16 protein-coding genes are annotated in these 18,763 nt (G+C 38.3%); 6 read left to right on the forward strand and 10 right to left on the reverse strand.

What is annotated here, in order from left to right:
* Window positions 1–173: 173 nt before the first annotated feature.
* From menB to DN392_RS00655, 4 genes are all read right to left on the reverse strand, one after another.
* A complete protein-coding gene (menB, locus tag DN392_RS00640; RefSeq protein WP_000963888.1) occupies window positions 174–992 on the reverse strand; it encodes a 1,4-dihydroxy-2-naphthoyl-CoA synthase in 819 nt (272 codons plus the stop codon).
* A 68-nt stretch (window positions 993–1,060) separates the two neighbouring features.
* Window positions 1,061–1,873: a 2-succinyl-6-hydroxy-2,4-cyclohexadiene-1-carboxylate synthase gene (gene menH, locus DN392_RS00645; protein ID WP_000869206.1), complete on the reverse strand. Its 813-nt coding sequence runs from the start codon at window positions 1,871–1,873 to the stop codon at window positions 1,061–1,063.
* Window positions 1,870–3,624 (reverse strand): 2-succinyl-5-enolpyruvyl-6-hydroxy-3-cyclohexene-1-carboxylic-acid synthase, encoded by a 1,755-nt coding sequence (gene menD, locus DN392_RS00650; RefSeq protein ID WP_064056402.1) that lies wholly within the window; start codon window positions 3,622–3,624, stop codon window positions 1,870–1,872. Before menD ends, menH begins: the two co-directional genes overlap by 4 nt.
* The gene (locus tag DN392_RS00655; RefSeq protein ID WP_088321319.1) at window positions 3,621–5,015 is read right to left on the reverse strand and encodes an isochorismate synthase; all 1,395 of its coding nucleotides are present in this window, start codon (window positions 5,013–5,015) and stop codon (window positions 3,621–3,623) included. Before DN392_RS00655 ends, menD begins: the two co-directional genes overlap by 4 nt.
* Before the next feature lie 194 nt (window positions 5,016–5,209).
* Between DN392_RS00655 and DN392_RS00660 the strand changes: the two genes are divergently transcribed.
* Both DN392_RS00660 and DN392_RS00665 read left to right on the forward strand, forming a co-directional pair.
* Window positions 5,210–6,163, forward strand: a complete 954-nt coding sequence (locus DN392_RS00660; RefSeq protein ID WP_064056403.1) for a 1,4-dihydroxy-2-naphthoate polyprenyltransferase — start codon at window positions 5,210–5,212, stop codon at window positions 6,161–6,163.
* Window positions 6,164–6,272: 109 nt separating this feature from the next.
* Window positions 6,273–7,004 (forward strand): yteA family sporulation protein, encoded by a 732-nt coding sequence (locus DN392_RS00665; RefSeq protein ID WP_000957360.1) that lies wholly within the window; start codon window positions 6,273–6,275, stop codon window positions 7,002–7,004.
* Between the two features lie 43 nt (window positions 7,005–7,047).
* Here the strand turns inward: DN392_RS00665 and cspD are convergent, their stop codons facing one another.
* Window positions 7,048–7,248 carry a cold-shock protein CspD gene (gene cspD / locus DN392_RS00670; RefSeq protein WP_001193052.1) on the reverse strand — a complete coding sequence of 67 codons (201 nt, stop codon included), beginning with the start codon at window positions 7,246–7,248 and terminating at the stop codon, window positions 7,048–7,050.
* A 321-nt stretch (window positions 7,249–7,569) separates the two neighbouring features.
* Between cspD and DN392_RS00675 the strand changes: the two genes are divergently transcribed.
* The 3 genes from DN392_RS00675 to DN392_RS30645 all read left to right on the forward strand — a co-directional run bounded on the left by DN392_RS00675 (window position 7,570) and on the right by DN392_RS30645 (window position 9,460).
* On the forward strand, window positions 7,570–8,352 hold the full coding sequence (locus DN392_RS00675) for a TIGR00266 family protein (protein WP_001147830.1): 783 nt from the start codon (window positions 7,570–7,572) through the stop codon (window positions 8,350–8,352).
* 174 nt (window positions 8,353–8,526) lie between these two features.
* Window positions 8,527–9,249 carry a lipase family protein gene (locus DN392_RS00680; protein WP_001260117.1) on the forward strand — a complete coding sequence of 241 codons (723 nt, stop codon included), beginning with the start codon at window positions 8,527–8,529 and terminating at the stop codon, window positions 9,247–9,249.
* A gap of 76 nt (window positions 9,250–9,325) precedes the next feature.
* The gene (locus tag DN392_RS30645; RefSeq protein ID WP_000911067.1) at window positions 9,326–9,460 is read left to right on the forward strand and encodes a hypothetical protein; all 135 of its coding nucleotides are present in this window, start codon (window positions 9,326–9,328) and stop codon (window positions 9,458–9,460) included.
* A 159-nt stretch (window positions 9,461–9,619) separates the two neighbouring features.
* Here DN392_RS30645 and glgP read toward each other — a convergent pair whose 3' ends face one another.
* The 5 genes from glgP to glgB all read right to left on the reverse strand — a co-directional run bounded on the left by glgP (window position 9,620) and on the right by glgB (window position 17,659).
* Window positions 9,620–12,028 (reverse strand): glycogen phosphorylase, encoded by a 2,409-nt coding sequence (gene glgP / locus DN392_RS00685; RefSeq protein ID WP_000494074.1) that lies wholly within the window; start codon window positions 12,026–12,028, stop codon window positions 9,620–9,622.
* A gap of 18 nt (window positions 12,029–12,046) precedes the next feature.
* Entirely contained in the window at window positions 12,047–13,477 is a 1,431-nt protein-coding gene (gene glgA, locus DN392_RS00690; RefSeq protein ID WP_002107519.1) for a glycogen synthase GlgA, read from the reverse strand.
* A gap of 113 nt (window positions 13,478–13,590) precedes the next feature.
* Window positions 13,591–14,625 carry a glucose-1-phosphate adenylyltransferase subunit GlgD gene (gene glgD / locus DN392_RS00695; protein WP_000504142.1) on the reverse strand — a complete coding sequence of 345 codons (1,035 nt, stop codon included), beginning with the start codon at window positions 14,623–14,625 and terminating at the stop codon, window positions 13,591–13,593.
* Window positions 14,626–14,643: 18 nt separating this feature from the next.
* On the reverse strand, window positions 14,644–15,774 hold the full coding sequence (gene glgC / locus DN392_RS00700) for a glucose-1-phosphate adenylyltransferase (protein WP_000057613.1): 1,131 nt from the start codon (window positions 15,772–15,774) through the stop codon (window positions 14,644–14,646).
* Window positions 15,722–17,659 (reverse strand): 1,4-alpha-glucan branching protein GlgB, encoded by a 1,938-nt coding sequence (glgB, locus tag DN392_RS00705; protein ID WP_000382602.1) that lies wholly within the window; start codon window positions 17,657–17,659, stop codon window positions 15,722–15,724. The genes glgC and glgB overlap by 53 nt, the downstream gene beginning before the upstream one ends.
* Before the next feature lie 471 nt (window positions 17,660–18,130).
* Here glgB and DN392_RS00710 point away from each other — a divergent pair, with 471 nt between their 5' ends.
* Complete coding sequence (locus DN392_RS00710; protein WP_088321318.1) at window positions 18,131–18,736, forward strand: CalY family protein; 606 nt, start codon at window positions 18,131–18,133, stop codon at window positions 18,734–18,736.
* Window positions 18,737–18,763 lie beyond the last annotated feature (27 nt).

The following is an 18,763-nucleotide window of genomic DNA, read 5'->3' on the forward strand; positions in this document are numbered from 1 at the left end:
CTGTGCGAAAGAACCTTAGCCAACGGGGCTAAGCAGTCGGCTTCGCTTTTAAAACATCTAGCTACAGCGGCTAGAACAGTCGGTCGTTTCACGCCTTCCTACGAGGCAAAAAGCGCCTCTACGTCAGGAGTTCCAACGCCCTCACATTCTAAACGAGCCGCTTCCGCTTTTAATCACGGGAAACGAGGGAATTGACCGAAGTCCGGACTGCGTTTTTCTTTGAACGCGTCGCGACCTTCTTTTGCTTCGTCAGTTGTGTAGTACAATAACGTTGCATCTCCAGCTAGTTGTTGAATACCAGCTAGACCGTCTGTGTCTGCGTTGAATGCAGCTTTTAGGAAACGAAGTGCCATTGGGCTGTTTGCTAAGATTTCTTGTGCCCATTGTACTGTTTCTGCTTCAAGCTCTTCTAATGGTACTACTGTGTTTACTAAGCCCATATCAAGCGCTTCCTGTGCGCTGTATTGACGGCATAGGTACCAAATTTCGCGAGCTTTCTTATGACCTACCATACGAGCTAAGTAACCAGCTCCGTATCCACCGTCAAAGCTTCCTACTTTAGGACCTGTTTGTCCGAATACAGCGTTGTCTGCAGCGATTGTTAAGTCACATACGATATGAAGTACGTGTCCACCACCGATTGCATAACCTGCTACCATTGCGATAACTGGTTTAGGAATTGCGCGAATTAGACGTTGTAGGTCTAATACGTTTAAACGAGGGATTTGGTCGTCACCTACATATCCACCATGACCGCGAACTTTTTGGTCGCCGCCAGAACAGAATGCACGTCCACCTTCACCTGTTAAAATGATAACGCCAACATTTGCATCATCACGAGCGTGTGCAAAAGCGTTGATTAACTCCATTACCGTTTTAGGACGGAATGCGTTATGTACTTCAGGACGGTTAATCGAAATCTTTGCGATACCATTGTATGTTGAATAAATAATATCTTCGTAATTGCCTTCTTTTACCCATTCAATAGCCATTACAACTACCTCCTTGTATATTTCTGATCTCCTCTATAAGTGTAGCTTCCTTCTTAGATGAAAAAGCATCACTGCATAGTTTTTAGAAATCCCTTTACTATTGTATCAAACTTTTCCGGTTGTTCCACATGAATTGCATGGCCAGCACCATCAATTTTGACAAATTTCGCGTCAGAGACGCATTTTTCGATGTTTTTTAATATGCGAAAGAACTTTTCATCATGCTCCCCATTCATTAAAAGAACAGGTATTTTTAAGTTTTGCAGCTCGTTCCACCATGAAGGCTGAGCCCCTGTTCCCATGCCGCGCAAGCTATTTGCAATTCCTTTTGGATTGTTAGCAAGTCTTTCTTTTCGCACTGCTTCTTGTACGTTTTGTGCTAAACGTTTTTGCGTTTCAAACAGCGGAATATTTTCCCACATCGTTACAAAACTATTGATGCCTTCTCGCTCAATTTTATCGGCAAGTCGCTCATCTTTTTCACAGCGTTCTTTTCTAGCCTCTTCACTTTCAAGCCCAGCTGTACAATTTTCTAATAAAAGAGAATGTACATACTCTGGATATAGACATGCCATCGTAATCGCCAGTCTACCGCCCATTGAATAGCCGAGTATGTGCGCTTTTTCAATATGAAGGTAATCTAGTAGTTCTTTCATTTGCAATGCTACATTTCGAATATCATAATGAGTCACATCTTCAGGACTTTCCGTTTTTCCGTGTCCAACAAGATCCACTACAATAACTTGAAACTGCTCACTCCATGAAGAGATAAAAGGACGCCACGTTTCTATGCTTCCCGTAAAACCATGAAGAAGTAGAAGTGGTTCCCCGCTTCCGACTACTTCATATTCATACGATACACCTTGCAATGTTACTTTCATTTTGATTCACCTTGCAACGATGTAGTAATTACGTCCATCGCTTTTGCCCATAATGTACGGTGTAATGTTAAGTTTTCATCACGATTCGTACAAATTTCCACAACGTGTAAACCGTCTGTCGTCGTTCCTTTTTGTACCTCTTCTCGGAACTGCTCCCAGCCGTTTACACGGCTAAATGAACCGCCGTACATTTTAACAACATGCTCGTAATCAAGTCCAATTGGCGTTCCAAATAATGATTCGAAATGTTCCTTTTTCTCATACTGTGGTAAGAATGAAAAAATACCACCACCGTCATTATTTACAACGACAATTGTTATATTTAATTCATGTAATTTTGCGGCTAATAATCCGTTTAAATCGTGATAAAATGATAAATCACCGATCACTAATACGAGCGGATCGCAAATAATGCTCGCTCCTAAAGCTGTCGAAATGATTCCGTCAATCCCATTTACACCGCGGTTTGCCATCACTTGAATATTTTTATCCGATGTGAAGAAGAATGAATCTGTATCACGAATTGGCATACTATTACTTGCAAATAACGTTGCCCCTTCTGGTAATACGCGGACGATATCCGTAATGACTTTCCCTTCAAATGCCGTTTCATATGTTTCCATTTCACGAAGCGTTTCCTTCGTTTTTTCGTTTATATGTTTCCACATTCCGAACCAATCATTCTTTTTCATAACTGGCATTTTTTCTATTAGTGCACTGCAAAATGCAATATCACTTGCCTGTACAACTTCTGTCGCAACGAGAGCTGGGTCTCTCCATTGGCCAGATTCTTCAACAACGATATGAATGGCTTTCGTCTGTTTTTTAATGAACTGCGTTAATGCTTTCGAAACAGGCATACCACCAAAGCGAATTATAACTTCTGGCTTCCACGTTTCTTTTAACAATTCATTTCGTAGAAATGTATCGTAACAGTCGATTATCATCGTTTTATCGTGATGTCCGCTACGAATGTTAGAAAGTGGATCCGCTAATATTGGATATCCCGTTTTTTCAGCTAGTTCTGCCGCAAACGCTGCGATTTCTGAATGACTATCATCTCCACAAATAATAAGCCCCTTTTCCATATGTGAAAGGCGCCCTACAAGAGAATCTACATATTCACTCGGCATCATCACGTTCCCTTGCTGAACTACTCCTGTATATTCCCCGCGTCCTTTATCCCATAAACTTTTTAATGAGAAATCTGGGATAAGCGGCTCGCGAACTGGAAAATTAAGATGAACAGGTCCTTGCGGCGCTAAAAGTGCGCTTGCTATCGTGCGCTGCGTCGTCATGCGAGCATAATGATACATCGCTTCACTCGCTTCTGGAAGTGCCATCTCTGTAAATTGCTTCACAAATGTACCGTATAAATTGAATTGATTCATCGCTTGTGGTGCACCAACATCTCTTAATTCATGCGGTCTATCTGCCGTTAAGACGATAAGCGGCACTCGTGAATGAAAAGCTTCACATACAGCTGGATAGTAGTTCGCTGCTGCCGTTCCTGACGTACATAATAATGCAACAGGGCGTTTTTTTGCTTTTGCGATACCGAGTGCAAAAAATCCCGCTGATCTTTCATCTACATGTAAATATGTGTTCATTCCTTCATGTTGTTCCATTAGTAGAGCAATCGGTGTTGACCGTGAGCCTGGACTAATGACAACATCACATACATTTAGACGCGTCAGTTCATCCACGAACGCGCCTAAATAATATGATAATGCTTCTATATGATTGTTCATTTCATTAATTCCTCCAAAGCACCAAGCATCGGTCTAAACTTCAAGCTTGTTTCTTCATATTCAAGTTGCGGTACTGAATCAATTACAATCCCGCACCCGGCAAATAAGGATGCTTTTGCGCCATTTAATAATCCGCAGCGAAGTGCAACCGCAAATTCACCATTTCCTTCATCATCTATCCAGCCAATCGGTGCACCATATAACCCTCTGTCTAACAATTCAACATCACGAATCAGTTTCATCGCTTCCAAACGAGGTGTCCCGCCAAGAGCTGGTGTTGGGTGTAATTCTTCTACCATTGTCAAAAGACTCGCATCGCCTTTTGCCTCTACAGGCGTATATAAATGAATTAAGTTTTTCGTTGTTAATAAGCCCGGACTTTCCGGAATATTAACGGATTCGCAGTGCTCATTTAGTACTCCTCGAATCATGTTCACAACATAACCGTGTTCAGCTAAATTCTTTTCATCATGAAGAAGCGCATTACTATTTCGTTTACTTTCTTCTATAGATTGACCATGACCAGTTGAACCAGCAAGACACATCGACGTAAACTTCTCATCTTCTTTGCGAATTAATCTCTCTGGCGTCGCTCCTAAGAAGCATGCTCCTTTATAATCAAAAGAAAATACGTAACAATCTGGTTGCCCAATGCGAAGCGCTTCTAAAACAAGAGCAGAATCAATATGATGATTCATTTCTACTTTTAGCTCCCTTGCTAATACAACCTTCTGCACGTTCCCCTGCTTCATCTCATCTTGCACTTTCTCAATGGCCTTCATCCAGCCTTTCGGATCTACTTCTACTTTAGAAGTAACTGTTAATTTCGGTCCTTCTAGTGCACATTTACTCTCCCCAAAAATTTTCTCTTCTAAAGAAACAATTTCGTTATAAAGAGTTTCTGCACAATCAGTTGCTGAAACGAATGTATTCATTGTTAACCATGCTTTTTCATTTTTTACAGTTAATAAAAATGCTGGTAGTGAAAATGTCGTATCATCAAATTCTTTCCATAAGTCGGTTTTCTCTTTTTCTCGGTCAAATGAAAATCCACCAAATAAAAGAGGACCTGTTCCAAATTCGTATCTTTCTCTTTGTACAAATGCTTTCTCTTTTACTTTATCCCACTCGTCACGAGCCGTTTGAAAGCGTTTGTGAGAAGAAGTTGCTATAGTGAAAACAGAGCCAATTCCAGCAAATATTACATGCTGAGCTGGGTCTGCAAAATAACATCTATTTTCGAATGCAATCCTTTTTCCTGCTGCATAAAACAGAAGCGGATCCATCCAGTCTATTTGTTTTACGAAGCTCACTAATATTTTTTCATCAGTTGCACGCTTAATGGCTGCACTCAAAACTTCTTGCAAGCCTATTTGTTTCGTTTGAATCACAATTGTCTCCCCCCTATGGGCGAAAAATAGTCATAATTACGCTTGATTTTAAGATACACCTCAAACGAAAGGCCTGTCAACGTTTAGCATTTCTGAGAAATTCACCTTCTCCTCCTAGAAAATAAACGTTGACACTAAATGATGCTTTTTCTACACTTAGTTGTGTACAATATGTGACCAAAGGAGGATTCAACATGGAAATGAACGTCGAAACGAATTCCTCTCCTACGGCGCCAAAGCCAAGTAAGCAAACAGGCTGGCGCATTTGGTGGAGTTTACTACGTCCCCATACATTAACAGCAGCTTTCGTTCCTGTTTTCATCGGAACAGCCTATGCGATGCAGGTCGGAGGTATAAATCAAATACATCTCCCTCTTTTTCTTATGATGCTTCTCGCTTGTCTTCTCATTCAAGCAGCAACAAACATGTTTAATGAATACTTTGATTATAAAAGAGGACTCGATCACGAAGGATCAGTTGGTATCGGCGGCGCTATCGTTCGCGATGGCATTCAGCCGAAAACGGTGCTTAACTTAGCATTTGGATTTTTTGGGATCGCAATACTATTAGGTGTTTATATTTGTATGAATTCTAGCTGGTGGCTTGCTGCAATCGGTCTTGTTTGTATGGCCGTTGCCTACCTTTATACAGGCGGCCCACTTCCAATTGCCTATACACCATTTGGAGAGTTAACAGCCGGATTATTTATGGGTGTTATTATTATTGGGATTTCATTCTTTATTCAAACTGGAACTGTAACATCAGAAGTCATTTTATTATCTATTCCAAGCTCCATTTTAATTGGTGCCATTTTACTAGCTAATAACATTCGTGACTTAGATGGCGATAAAGAAAACGGTCGTAAAACATTAGCAATTCTCGTTGGACGTGAAAGAGCCGTTGGTGTACTCGCTTCTATGTTCATCGTTTCTTATATTTGGACAATCGCTCTAATTATCGTGAGCATCGTATCACCGTGGATGCTTATCGTATTTTTAAGTGCACCGAAAGCATTGAAAGCGACGAAAGGCTTTGTTGGTAAAAGCATTCCAATGGAAATGGTACCTGCGATGATTGCAACAGCGAAAACAAATACAATCTTCGGTCTCCTCATGGGAATCGGATTATTGCTTGGATATTTCCTCTAAAAGGAGCTGCTTATGCAGCTCTTTTTTCATATACCAATTTCAGCTCATAATTCCTCCTCTCGACGCTCATACTATGTAAAGAAACTGAATTGTAGGAAGGTGGACGACTATGTTAACTCCACAACAAATAAATCAATTTAAATCTATTTTAGAAAAACAACAGCAAGAAGTTGAACAAACAATACAAACTCATGAGAATACAGATCGTGCTTCTGAACGCGATTCTGTTGGAGAATTATCTAGCTATGACAATCATCCAGGTGATATGGCTACAGAATTGTACGAACGTGAGAAAGATTTCGGGCTCATCGAATTTTGGCATAAGCAGCTAGAAGATACGAAACATGCCCTGCAAAAAATTGAAGCAGGTACGTATGGAATTTGCGAAGTATCTGGCGAAGAAATTCCGTTTGAAAGACTAGAGGCAATGCCAACCGCTACAACATGTATTCAGCACACGACAAATAAATTAAATATGAACACGCGACCAGTTGAAGAAGAGGTGTTGGCTCCTTCTTTTCACAAGCACGACGAAGATCATTCTGTAGAATACGATGCTGAAGATGCATGGCAAGATGTCGCAAATTATGGGACATCAGAAACACCGTCCGATTTAGAAAGACAGGATTCCAAAAACTATAATGGCATGTACGTAAATAGTGAAGAAAATGTTGGGTATGTAGAGGATTTCGAAAATTTTATAGGAACAGACATGTATGGCAAAAATCCTCAAGTTTTCGCCACAGAAGAACATGAAGAGTATGAACAAATGCTTGATGACTTTGAAGAGCGTACTTTCAAAGGCGAGTTATCTTCAAATGAATCTAGCTCCAAAGAATAAAAAAAGCATTCCGAAATTCGGAATGCTTTTTATCGCTAGCTAATTAGTTTTTTGTAACGTTAGCTGCTTGTGGTCCGCGGTTTCCTTCAACGATTTCGAAAGAAACTTCTTGACCTTCTTCTAAAGTTTTGAAGCCGTCGCCTTGGATAGCTGAGAAATGTACGAATACGTCTTCTCCGCCTTCAACTTCGATGAAGCCAAAACCTTTTTCGCCGTTAAACCATTTAACTTTACCTGTTTGCATGTCATGTACCTCCTAAATAAAAATGAAACTATGAATCCACATGAAAAGGTGGATATAAAGGACATGAATGTATAACAAGCTTACAGCCTTTAATACAACGTGCTTTATTTCCGTACCACATTATGTAGCTCAATAGTTCTTTCACTATATCATGCTATGTCAAAAACGTCAAATGAGAACACTTTCAATCCATCGTTTTTTATAATCCTAGTATAACCTTAAATTTTCATTCTATTTTTATTCAAAAATTAACAAATCTACAGTATTCTAATTCCTTTGATTTCTGTACAATATAATTACTACATATGATGAGGTGAAAAAATGCAAGCACATGAAATCGAGTATAAATTATATGGCGATGATATGCAGTTTGTTGAAATTGAATTAGATCCAGAAGAAAGCGTTATCGCAGAGGCTGGCGCAATGATGATGATGGAAGATCATATCGAAATGGAAACCATTTTCGGTGATGGTTCTGGCCCATCTAGTGGTCTATTCGGTAAATTAATGGGCGCTGGTAAGCGTCTTGTTACAGGTGAAAGTATGTTTATGACTGTCTTTACAAATACAGGTCATGGCAAGCGCCACGTATCATTCGCCGCTCCTTATCCAGGAAAAATCATCCCTGTTGATTTAACACAATATCAAGGGAAAGTCGTTTGTCAAAAAGACGCGTTTCTTTGTGCAGCAAAGGGCGTTTCTATCGGAATTGAGTTTACGAAAAAAATTGGAACTGGTTTCTTCGGTGGTGAAGGTTTCATCATGCAGAAACTTGAAGGTGATGGACTCGCTTTCATGCATGCAGGAGGAACTGTATATAAGCGTGAATTAAAACCTGGCGAAAGACTTCGCATCGATACAGGTTGTCTCGTTGCCATGACAAAAGACGTTAACTACGATATCGAGTTCGTTGGAAAAGTAAAAACAGCTCTATTTGGCGGCGAAGGTTTATTCTTCGCAACGTTAGAAGGTCCTGGAACGGTTTGGATTCAGTCCTTAACACTTAGCCGTTTAGCAGCACGCCTTACAAGCCCAGCAGCTCAAAACAGCGGTGAAGGCAGCGTTTTAGGCGGACTTGGACGTTTATTAGATGGAAAAGAGTAAACAGTGCCCTTATGGGGGTGCTGTTTTATTTTGGCATGATTCGTCCATAAGTCACTATAATTTCATCCACTAATTTAAATACGCGATACAAACTATTTGCCCCCTCCAAAAGAATGAATCAAGTCCCTCACTGCATATATTGAACTATACCTTTTCTTAAGGAGGGCTTCCTTAATGCGTACTCCTTTATCCTTCGATAAAGATACCGCCATATTGTTAGCTTCTTGTTGTGAGTTAACGTATGAACAATATAAACAAAATGGGATTTTCGAAATACCAGATGGTTTTCAATATGTACAAGGCTTTCAAGGAAAAACCATTCAAACGACAGATTGGTTTGGATTCATACTAGAATCTGAGGATACGATTATCGTAGCTTTTCGCGGGACACAAACAGATACCGAATGGATTATCGATTCACTCGTCAATCAAAAACCATATCCATATGCTTTAAATAGCGGAAATGTCCATAACGGCTTTCTTTCTATTTATGAATCTTGCCGAGATTCTATTATGGATATGCTCGTATCATTACCAGCCCATAAAAAACTTCTTGCAACAGGTCATAGCTTAGGCGGCGCGCTCGCTACACTACATATACTAGATGCGCGTATCAACACCGCCTTCGCACAGTACGGTCTTTATACATTTGCCTCCCCCAAAGTGGGCGATATTGCATTTCGCAATTATTATAAACTACAAGTAGCTAGTAGCTTTCGCTTCGTTAATCTATTTGATGTCGTTCCTCTTCTCCCTCCGCGTAATGTCCATTTTAATGACCAAGACTGGGAATATGCACACGTTCATCACAATATGACTTTTACAAAAAACACAAAATCCATTACAAATAATCATGCCATGACAACATACAAAACATGTCTGACTTCTCATTTTTAACCAGGTAATGATTGGAAACTCTATATCCTTATACTATAATAATATATGAAGTTATTTTTGGATGAGGGGACCTTACATGCTAAAATTTATCTTTGCACTTTTTCTCATTGTAATTTTTTCGTTTACAGGTTTCTTTACATTTTCATACTTTGCGACAGGAGAATACGATGGAACAGGTATCATATATACCGCCATCCCATTTCTTTCTTAAGCAAAAAAAGAAAACCGAGCTTAATGAGATTAAGCTCGGTTTTTCAAGTGATTATATTCCTCTTTTAAAAGTGAATACACTTTAGCGCGTCCCTATACGTATTATTCATTTTTACACTTTATCTCCATGAATAAAAGTCCCTTCAAAAGGGACTTTCACTTAATACTGTGTAACCGCATTACCAATACTCCAAATCTCATTACTATACTGTAAAATCGTTCGATCACTCGCAAAATGACCAGACTGTGCAATATTTAAAATCGACATTTCTAACCACTTCGTTCGGTTTTCATACGCTCTACCAACAGCTTCTTGCCTTTCCGCATATGGACCAAAATCCCGCAGAACGAAGTATTCATCATTTTGAATTACGAGAGAATCATAAATCGCTTCAAATTCAGCTCCCGAATGTGCAAAGAAACCATTCGTTAACTGATCTACTACTTTTTTAATATGCATATTGTGGTGATAATAATCACTTGCACGATATCCACCATTTTGATAGTAATGAAGAACCTCTTCCGCTGTTAGGCCAAAAATGAAACAGTTATCATCACCGACCCGGTCTTTTATTTCAACATTAGCTCCGTCTAACGTTCCGAGTGTAATCGCACCATTCATCATAAATTTCATATTCCCTGTTCCTGATGCTTCTTTACTCGCAGTTGAAATCTGCTCACTCACATCCGCAGCTGGGAATATATCTTCCGCTAAAGACACTCGATAGTTTTCTAGAAAGATAACTTTCATATATTGACTCACATACGGATCATTATTCACTTTCCTTGCGAGTTCATTGATTAATTTAATAATTTTTTTCGCATAGTAATAGCCAGGTGATGCTTTCGCTCCAAAGATAAACGTACGCGGATAAAATGTAAAACTAGCATCCTCTTTCAAACGGTTATACAAATATAAAATATGAAGAACGTTTAATAGTTGTCGTTTGTAAGCATGTAGTCTTTTTACTTGCACATCAAAAATAGAATTAGGATCAATTGTAATCCCCATTTTATTATAAATACGCTCCGCTAAAATCTCTTTACGCTCTTGTTTTACCTCTGCAAATTTCTCTTGGAAACTCGCATCGTATTGAACTGTTTGCAGCGCTTGAAGCTTAATTGGTTCTTTCTTCCACTCTGTTCCAATCGCCTCTGAAATAAGGTTCGTCAGCTGCGGATTCGCCTTCATTAACCAACGTCTATGAGCGATTCCATTCGTTTTATTATTAAACTTATCTGGATAAAACTCATAAAACAGTCGCATTTCACGTTGCTTTAAAATTTCCGTATGAATTTTTGCTACACCATTTACGCTATGGCTACCGACAATTGCTAAATGAGCCATTTTCACAAGATCATGCGCAATAATCGCCATCTCTTCAATACGATGCCATTCATATGGATAACGTTCCCAAAGTTCATGACAGAAACGTTCATTAATCTCTTCAATAATCATATAAATTCTCGGTAATAACGGTTTAAAAATGTGAATTGGCCACTTCTCAAGCGCTTCTGATAACGTCGTATGATTTGTATAAGAAATCGTTTGCGATGTTATATGCCAAGCTTCTTCCCATGCTAGTTTTTCTTCATCTAATAAAATACGCATTAGTTCTGGAATCGCCAAAACTGGATGTGTATCATTAATATGAATCGCAATTTTCTCATGTAATTGACGAAGGTCACCATATCTTTCTCTATGCAAACGAACGATATTTTGCAAGCTTGCTGATACGAGGAAATATTGTTGCTTCAAACGAAGTATTTTCCCCTCATCATGCGTATCATCTGGATATAAAAACTCCGATACCGCCTCTGTTTCACGCTTATATTTCAAAATATCTTTGCAATTTTGCGGGAAAGGAACTGGTTCAGCATTCCAAAGTCTGAGTGTATTTACAGTACTCGTCTCGTAACCTACTACTGGAACGTCATATGGTACTGCCATAATCACTTCTGCATTCGTATGCCTGAACTCTAAACGCCCATCAATGTATAGCGGTTCAACATTGCCGAAATAACTTACTTCTACAGCTTGATCATGCCTTCTTACTTCCCATACGTTTTCATGAAGAAGCCACTGCTCTGGAAATTCAACTTGATAACCATCAACAATTTTTTGATCAAATAAACCGTGTTTGTAACGAATTCCACAGCCATGACCTGGTAAGTTTAAAGATGCAAGTGAATCAAGGAAACAGGCTGCTAATCGTCCAAGTCCACCATTTCCAAGACCTGCATCTGCTTCCACCTCTTCTAACTGTTGTAAAGAAATCCCAAGCTCAGAAAGTCCTTGCTCACATACATCCCTGATGCCTAAATTTAATATGTTACTTCCAAGCAAACGCCCAAGTAAAAACTCAATGGATAAGTAATACATTTGCTTTTGCTCTCCAGACCGATAACTTTCGTTCGTTGCAATCCATTGACTATTCATATACTCACGTACCATGTACCCAAGCGTATTGTATTGATCACGAGTTGTAGAGTCTTTAAAACTTTTACCATACATCGTCTCTAACTTTTCTAGAAAAGCTGATTTGAAACTTTCAACATGAGTAAACATTTCTTCACCACCTACATGTTATTCCATGAGACTTTTATACAATTTCTTATAGGCAAGAGCTGATTTCTCCCAGCTATAATCTTCAGTCATCGCTTGTTTTACAAGCTGCTCCCATACCGGTTTATCATGATAAAATTCAATCGCACGAAGAACCGTGTGCAACATGTCATGCGCATTAAAGTTCGTGAAACTAAAACCATTTCCTTCTCCAGTTTCTTCGTCATAAGATTGTACAGTATCATTTAATCCGCCTGTCTCTCTTACAATCGGAATTGTACCGTACGCTAATGCGATAAGTTGTCCAAGTCCACACGGTTCAAATAGTGATGGCATTAAGAATAAATCACTTCCCGCATACACTTGATGGGCTAGTTCTTCATTAAATCCGATATACACTTTTACCTTCTCAGGATACTCGTATGCCATCCACTCAAAGAATTGTTCATATTCAGAATCACCTGATCCTAAAATAATACATTGCACATCTTCCTCCATTATTTCGCGGAATACAGTACGTACTAAATCAAGACCTTTTTGCTTCGTTAATCTCGTTACCATCGAAATAATTGGTGTATCTTCTTTTTCTGGCAAACCAAAATAACGCTGCAAGGCGCTTTTATTTTCATTCTTTTCCTCTAATGACTCTGCATCATACTGAGCAGTAATATACGAATCTGTTTCTGGATTATATACGCTCGTATCAATTCCATTTACGATGCCGCTAAGCTTACCATTATTTTTTCGTAACAACCCATCTAACTTCTCACCGAAAAACTCATATTGAATTTCCTCTTTGTATGTCGGGCTAACCGCTGTAATTTGATCAGAAGCGATAATTCCGCCCTTCATAAAGTTCACATTTCCATAAAACTCTAGCTGCTCACTATGAAAATATTCATCACCAAGTTCTAACAAGTCGTACATCACTTCAGGAGGAAATACACCTTGGAACTGCAAGTTATGAATCGTATACACCGTTTTAATATGCTCATATAATGGATTATCTTGATACTTTTCACGTAGTAAGAAATTCACCATAGCTGTATGCCAATCGTGGCTATGGAGAACATCCACTTCGAAATCAAGATGCGGAATACACTCTAAAACTGCTTTTGAAAAATAAGAAAAACGCTCTCCGTCATCATAATGACCATATAGAGAATCTCTCTTAAAATAATATTCATTATCTATTAAGTAATACGTAATCCCGTCTTGCTCACCTTTTAAAATTCCGCAATATTGATTTCTCCACCCAAGCGGGACGTTAATTACTTTATGTAACGTACATCCATCCCTTAATTTTTGCGGAATAAGACTATAATTTGGAAGTATAATGCGAACGTCCACACCTAATTTTTTCAGCTCTTTTGGGAGCGCACCTGCTACATCAGCTAATCCTCCCGATTTAACAAATGGTACACATTCTGATACTGCAAATAAAATATTCACTTGTTGTCCCACTGCACGAAAAGCTTATACGACTTCCCTTGCAGCTTCCTCCCTTCGAGTTTTCATTTGAATGAATGCTTTAATCAGTGGAGGAAACCCCCCCACTGATTCTTTTAAGAATAACTATTAATCGTACTGTTTTGAATGCTTCCTTTTTCTACAACATATGGCTCATCGGCGTTTCCTTTTAGTACTACACCGTCACCAATTTTCACGTCTTTATCAATAATAACACCGTCTATTATACAGTTATCTCCAATTTTGCTCTTTTGCATAATAATGCTATTACGAACAATTGAACCTTTTCCAATTTTAACAGAACGGGAGATAACACTATTTTCTACTTCTCCTTCAATAATACTGCCGTTTGCAATCATTGTATTTTTCACGGCTGCACCCTTCAGGTAACGAGTTGGTGGTTCATCTTTTACTTTCGTAAAGATCGGTGCTTCTTTCTTAAATAATTGCTTCCAAATAGCAGGTTGCAAAATTTCTAAGCTATGTTTATAGTAACTTTCAATCGAATCAATAATAGCTACATATCCTGTATGCTCATACGTAGCAATATGCAGTGATTTTCCGCGCTTTTCTCTCACTACATCAAATAAACTGTATTGCTCCACATCTTTATATGTCTCAAATAAATCTAACAATAATTGTTTCTTTAACACGTATGTTTGAAGCGAAACCCCTTCATGGCAAACTTCAGTAATATCAGCTGCCGTATGTATATGTCGCTCTAACACCGCTTGAAAATTTAATGCTGTTACGAGATGGCTATTCGTAATAACAACGTATTCTTCTCTAGCTCTTAAAAAATAATCAATATGTCTTCTAAAATGTGCAAAAGACCCAAATTCATCTTGGTCACATTGGCAATTTGGCGGGAATAAAAACAGTCCGTCTCTTTTTCTATCTAAATCCCACTGTTTTCCTGAACCAACATGGTCCATTAGTGAACGGTTTTTATGACTTGTAAAAACCGCTACACTATGAATATTAGAATTCACCATATTTGAAAGCATGAAATCAATGAGTCGATAACGGCCCCCAAATGGTAACGCCGCTAATGAACGATGCCCTGTTACTTTCTTTAAGGAAGGAAAACTTCCCGTTGCATTAATAATTCCTAACATTTTTTCTCCCATTCATTTCATCCCCCTTTTCTATTTCCCTTCAGCAATGAGTACTACATCGTCGACATTTTTTTCTGGACGAATAATTGTTCCATCTTCAATAACCATTTCCGATCCAACAATCGCTCTTTCAATCACAACATTTTTACCAATCTTCGCTCCTGGCATAACGACAGAATCAATAACCATACTACCTTCTTCCACTGTCACCCCTTGGAATAATACAGAATGCTTCACGTCCCCTTCAATGACGCATCCTTCGTTAATAAGTGATTCTTCTACTTTTGCCTTTTCTGCAATATATTGAGGTGGCTCATTTGGATTCACAGAATAAATACGCCAATTACGATCGTTTAAATTCAGCGATGTTTCATCGCGAAGTAAATCCATATTCGCTTCCCATAAGCTTTTCACCGTTCCAACATCTTTCCAATATCCTTCAAACGGATACGCCATCAGCTTTTTCCCTTCATCTAATAAAAGCGGAAGTACATCTTTTCCGAAATCATTACTAGATTCAGGATTTCTTGCATCCATCTCTAAATACTCTTTCAAAATTGCCCAGTTAAAAATATAAATTCCCATTGATGCAAGATTACTTCTTGGAAATTGCGGTTTCTCTTCAAATTCAACAATCTCCATCTCTTCGTTCGTATTCATAATACCGAAGCGACTCGCTTCATCCCACGGCACTTCAATAACAGAAATCGAAACGTCCGCTTCTTTCTCAATATGGTAATCTAACATTTTACTGTAATCCATTTTATAAATATGATCGCCTGATAAAATCAGAACATACTCTGGTTCATACTGACTTAAATAGTTTAAGTTTTGATAAATGGCACTTGCTGTACCTGTGTACCACTTCACACCTGAAGACTCCGCATAAGGAGGTAACACTGTGACTCCACCGCTTACTCGGTCTAAATCCCAAGCATTGCCGATTCCGATATAATTATGAAGTTCGAGTGGTTGATATTGCGTCAAAATCCCAACCGTTTCAATACCAGAATTCGCACAGTTACTTAGCGTAAAGTCAATAATGCGATATTTACCACCAAATGGAACAGCTGGCTTGGCTAAATTTTTTGTTAATGCACTTAATCGACTACCTTTTCCCCCTGCTAGTAACATTGCTACGCACTTTTGCTTTTGAGCCATCTTGTTTTTTGCTCCCCTTTCTCGTCTTCACTGGTCGTAATATGGATACGCCAAATGGTGGAATTGTAATTTCTACATGTGCCGCTTGATTATGATACGGTTCTTGAATCGTCTTGAGACGTTTCTTATTCACTTGCCCCGATCCGCCATATTGCTCAGCGTCACTGTTTAAAATCTCGTTATAATACTCGAAATCTGGCAAACCTACTTTATAGTTTTCATATGTAGCTTTCGTAAAATTACATACGACAACTAACGCATCTTCTTGTTTATCCCCTTGGCGAATAAATGAGAAAATACTTTGCTCATGATTATTAGCATCTATCCACTGAAATCCTTCAGGTGAATGATCAAGCTGCCAAAGTGGTTTGGAGCGCTTATACAATGCTATGAGCTCTTTAAAGTAATCATGCATATAACGATGCATTTCAAAATCATGTAAATTCCAATCTAAATCTTCAAGGTCTTTCCACTCATCAAACTGCCCGAATTCTCCACCCATAAAGAGCAATTTCTTACCTGGATGAGTAAAGAAATATCCATATAATAAACGAAGTTGAGCAAACTTATCCCAGTAATCTCCTGGCATTTTATTTAATAACGACTTTTTCCCATGAACGACTTCATCATGAGAAAGCGGTAATATGAAATTTTCAGAGTAAGCATATATTAAAGAGAACGTCATTTTCTCATGAATATACTTCCTATACTCAGGCGCACACTCCATATATTTCAGCACATCATTCATCCAGCCCATATTCCATTTGTAATTGAACCCAAGCCCACCTTCATACGTTGGAGCTGTTACAAGTGGCCAAGCTGTTGAATCTTCTGCTGTCATAAGAAAATCTTCATCTTCTGCAAACACCGCTTCATTTAACTCTCGTAAAAATGAAACAGCGTGCTCATTACTTTGTTCTTGTCCTTCTTTATTCCAATACAGCATATTCGCAACTGCATCCACCCTGAAACCGTCAATGTGGAAATACTTCATCCAAAATAACGCATTTGAAATTAAGAAATTACGTACTTCCCTCTTCCCTAAATCAAAATTAACAGTTCCCCATACTAGGTTTTCTTGTACATCTATATCTTTATATTCATAAGTCGGTGTCCCATCAAACAAATATAAACCGTGAGCATCTTTACAAAAATGCCCCGGCACCCAATCTAAAATGACACCGATTCCATATTTATGACATTCATCGACAAAATACATCAAATCATGTGGCGTGCCGAATCTACTTGTCGCTGCATAATATCCCGTCCCTTGATATCCCCAAGAACGATCATATGGATGCTCAACAAGCGGCATAATTTCAATATGTGTAAATTGATGTTCCACCACATACGGAATGAGCTCCTCGGCCATTTCTCTATAAGAATACAGAGCGCCATCTTCTTTCTTTTTCCAAGAACCGAAATGTAATTCATAAACTGTCATCGCTTCTTTATAAATCGATTTTTTCTTTCTCTTACGAATCCAGTTTTTATCATTCCATTCATATCCCTCTATATCAAAAACTACAGATGCCGTATTTGGTCTTACTTCTGCATATACTGCGTAAGGATCTGCTTTTAAAATAACGTCACCATCCATCGTTTCAATCGCATACTTATATATCTCATTCTCTTCAATATGCGGTACAAACAAGGACCAAATCCCCTCTTCTGTCACTTGTAGCATCTTATGTTGCTCATAATTCCATTCATTAAAATCTCCAACAACACTCATTGCTTTCGCATGAGGAGCCCATACTGTGAATCGTACACCTCGCATCCCATCTTCCGTCACAATATGTGCCCCAAAGATGTTATAACTGTCATAGTACTTTTCTGTATGAAACTCATCTCGTTTCACTTCTTCACAATTTATTACATCCAATATGTTCACCTCACTAAGATGACAGAAATTTTTTACTCTTTATCATTTCTGCGAAAAACTGAAATATCCTTGTTATTTTTTTAAAAATATTCGTTTTTTTCTTTAATTTCGCTTAAAATATTCAAATTTACTGTGTAAAATATCGAATTTTGACGAATATTCATTGTAAACGCTTTATTACCTACTAGTCTTTCATCCTATTATTTATTTCTCAACCTTTATTTCATTAGAGTTATCCTATTTTACCCGCTATTTATCACTTAAAATCGTAACAAAATAATCTGTCATAAAAAAATGTTTCTCAACATTTTTTGTCACAATTTTATTGAAATGGCAAATTCATAAGCATATACTTGTTCTCAATAAAGAACTACGAACTCTCGCAAATATAATTCATACTGAAACACTATGTTTACTCTGTCCATTCTCCTGGAAAAAGTTTGATAAAAAATTAAATTAGGGGGCTTTCTTATGTCATTAAAACAAAAAGTTGGAATGGGAGTTGTCACAGCTTCACTTGGCTTATCCCTTACATTTGGCGGTGTATTCGCCTATTTCAGTGATTCTGAAACATCTAGTAACTCATTTCAAGCTGGTACACTAGATCTTTCTATTAACCCAAGCGTAATTGTTAATGTGAAAGATTTAAAACCAGGTGATTTGATTGAAAGAAACTTCAAGCTTGAAAATAAAGGAACATTGCATATTGCAAAAGTAGCACTTGAAACATCCTATGAAGTTACAGATGCAAAGAAAAATAATGATGGTGAAGATTTAGGCGATCACATCATCGTCAAATTTTTAGTGAATGACGGAAAGCCATCTAATCCAAACGATGATCATGAAATTTTGTGGGAAACAAAATTATCAGAATTAAAAACTATGAAACCTGAGGATGTAGCTACTTCTCTAGAACGTCATAACTTAATAGACGGTATTAAGTCTGGTGAAACAGACTATTTACACGTTCTCTTCTCCTTTGAAGATAACGACCAAGATCAAAATAAATTCCAGGGTGATTCCATGCAGCTAAACTGGACATTCCATGCAGAGCAAACACCAGGCGTGGAGAAATAATTTTTAAAATATAAATTATCGGAGGCC

This window comes from Bacillus sp. BB51/4 (genome assembly GCF_008368845.1).
GTDB classification, from domain to species: domain Bacteria; phylum Bacillota; class Bacilli; order Bacillales; family Bacillaceae_G; genus Bacillus_A; species Bacillus_A wiedmannii.

What these genes read in the sequence shown, in the direction of transcription:
- menB (WP_000963888.1), bottom strand. Translation starts at nt 992, where the DNA reads ATGGCTATTGAATGGGTAAAAGAAGGCAATTACGAAGATATTATTTAT.
- DN392_RS00710 (WP_088321318.1), top strand. Translation starts at nt 18,131, where the DNA reads ATGTCATTAAAACAAAAAGTTGGAATGGGAGTTGTCACAGCTTCACTT.
- DN392_RS30645 (WP_000911067.1), top strand. Translation starts at nt 9,326, where the DNA reads ATGCTAAAATTTATCTTTGCACTTTTTCTCATTGTAATTTTTTCGTTT.
- DN392_RS00680 (WP_001260117.1), top strand. Translation starts at nt 8,527, where the DNA reads ATGCGTACTCCTTTATCCTTCGATAAAGATACCGCCATATTGTTAGCT.
- glgC (WP_000057613.1), bottom strand. Translation starts at nt 15,774, where the DNA reads ATGGCTCAAAAGCAAAAGTGCGTAGCAATGTTACTAGCAGGGGGAAAA.
- menD (WP_064056402.1), bottom strand. Translation starts at nt 3,624, where the DNA reads ATGAACAATCATATAGAAGCATTATCATATTATTTAGGCGCGTTCGTG.
- glgP (WP_000494074.1), bottom strand. Translation starts at nt 12,028, where the DNA reads ATGTTTACTCATGTTGAAAGTTTCAAATCAGCTTTTCTAGAAAAGTTA.
- DN392_RS00660 (WP_064056403.1), top strand. Translation starts at nt 5,210, where the DNA reads ATGGAAATGAACGTCGAAACGAATTCCTCTCCTACGGCGCCAAAGCCA.
- DN392_RS00665 (WP_000957360.1), top strand. Translation starts at nt 6,273, where the DNA reads ATGTTAACTCCACAACAAATAAATCAATTTAAATCTATTTTAGAAAAA.
- cspD (WP_001193052.1), bottom strand. Translation starts at nt 7,248, where the DNA reads ATGCAAACAGGTAAAGTTAAATGGTTTAACGGCGAAAAAGGTTTTGGC.
- menH (WP_000869206.1), bottom strand. Translation starts at nt 1,873, where the DNA reads ATGAAAGTAACATTGCAAGGTGTATCGTATGAATATGAAGTAGTCGGA.
- glgD (WP_000504142.1), bottom strand. Translation starts at nt 14,625, where the DNA reads ATGGGAGAAAAAATGTTAGGAATTATTAATGCAACGGGAAGTTTTCCT.
- DN392_RS00675 (WP_001147830.1), top strand. Translation starts at nt 7,570, where the DNA reads ATGCAAGCACATGAAATCGAGTATAAATTATATGGCGATGATATGCAG.